Source organism: Protofrankia sp. Cr1, from assembly GCF_963555865.1.
GTDB lineage: Bacteria > Actinomycetota > Actinomycetes > Frankiales > Frankiaceae > Protofrankia.
Genome location: NZ_CAUVXO010000571.1, coordinates 1 through 1453, shown reverse-complemented (window position 1 = coordinate 1453; position 1453 = coordinate 1). Strand labels below are relative to the sequence as shown.

General features: G+C 67.4%; 2 pseudogenes. One reads left to right on the top strand and one right to left on the bottom strand.

Annotated elements, in window-relative coordinates:
- Window positions 1-384: 384 nt before the first annotated feature.
- A pseudogene (locus U9980_RS25970) lies at window positions 385-1026 on the top strand (enoyl-CoA hydratase-related protein); the annotation flags it as partial.
- A 92-nt stretch (window positions 1027-1118) separates the two neighbouring features.
- On the opposite strand, the pseudogene U9980_RS28800 reads toward U9980_RS25970, so the two are convergent.
- Window positions 1119-1196: pseudogene (locus U9980_RS28800) on the bottom strand (hypothetical protein); the annotation flags it as partial.
- Between the last annotated feature and the right edge of the window lie 257 nt (window positions 1197-1453).

Below are 1453 nucleotides of genomic sequence, written 5' to 3'. Positions count from 1 at the left end.
CCGGGATCGCCGGGCAGATGATGGGCTTCCTGCCGGCGCAGCGGCGCGCCGAGCTCGTCACCCACCGCCCGACGCTGGACTGCGACTCGACCGACGTTGAGATCTACAGCCACGCGAAGCATGGTCCCGGACCCGATGTCGATCAAGTCGAGAATCCGTTGACGATCTCCGGAAGCGCTACTGGCGGATGTAGGTCTGACTCCTGTGCATGCAGGGTCGGGGATCAAGACCCGGGGTGGGTGTTGGAGCACCGACCCCGGGTCGTTGCCGTTCCGGCGTTCGATCCGGGAACCGCCCGCCAGAAGATCCATTACGGCGAAACGGTGAGATCAACGAGGAACGGCACGCCCGTGACCTGCGAAACCCACGAAGTGGGGCGATATGGGTCCGATGTTCTCGTCCGGCCACGACATGGGCTCGAAGGTCGTGCTCGCCGAGCGAGCGCCCGGGCCTGACCAACACCCCAGTTGGCAGATCAACGGCGGCACCCGTGTCGGCGCGGAGCGGCAGATGCTGCAGGAATGGCACTACTTCTTCGACAACACCCGACGGTGGCGGAACCTGCGGAAAATTACCATCGCCCAGGTCCAGGGTGATGTGTACGCCGCCGGGCTCATGCTCATGTGGGCATGTGATCTCATCGTGAGCGCAGAGGACGCCCGCTTCGCCGATGTCGTCGGCACTCGCCTGGGGATGTGCGGCGTCGAGTACTTCGCCCACCCCTGGGAGTTCGGACCCCGCAAGACCAAGGAGCTCATGCGCACCGGCGACTGCATCGACGCGCACGAAGCCCACGCCCTCGGGATGGTCAGCAAGGTGCTGGTCAAGGAGGCGGTGAATCAGACGGTCGACAACATGGGCTTCCACACCGCGCTGAACGCCTGCTTCACGCTCCACCAGCTGAACCACGCACACTGGGCCGGGGTGAACGAGGACAAGTTGCCGATCGCCAAAGAGGATGCCGGCATCGCGAAGTGGAGCGACGCTCCCCCGGTGGTCCCCGCGGTGAAAGACAAGGTCCGGGCGGACGACAGGCCCAAAGAAGAGCGACCGGCGCGCAACACGATCCATGCGTCGAGGACGGTGACGCCCTTCCCGGCGTCGTGCACCACGACGGGGTTCAGGTCGAGCTCGGCGACGTCACCGTGCTCGACGAGCGCCCCGACCCGGACGAGCAGGTCGGCGAGCGCCGCCACGTCGGCGACCGGGCGGCCGCGGGCGCCCGCGAGCACGGGGGCGCGCAGCGGAGCCGCTCGATGTTGACGGCGACGCCGGGCGAGGACATGTCGACGATGAGTTGGCTCAGGCCGCCGTGCCTGTCGTCGCCGGCCGGTGCCGTTCGGCAGAGGACCACGACGTAGTGGCTGTGGTGGGCGTGGCTCGTCCTTCGGGCCCAACGTGACGAGAGCCGAAGGCCGGCAGATCAGCCATCGGCCTTGGTGGCGCCCTCGAG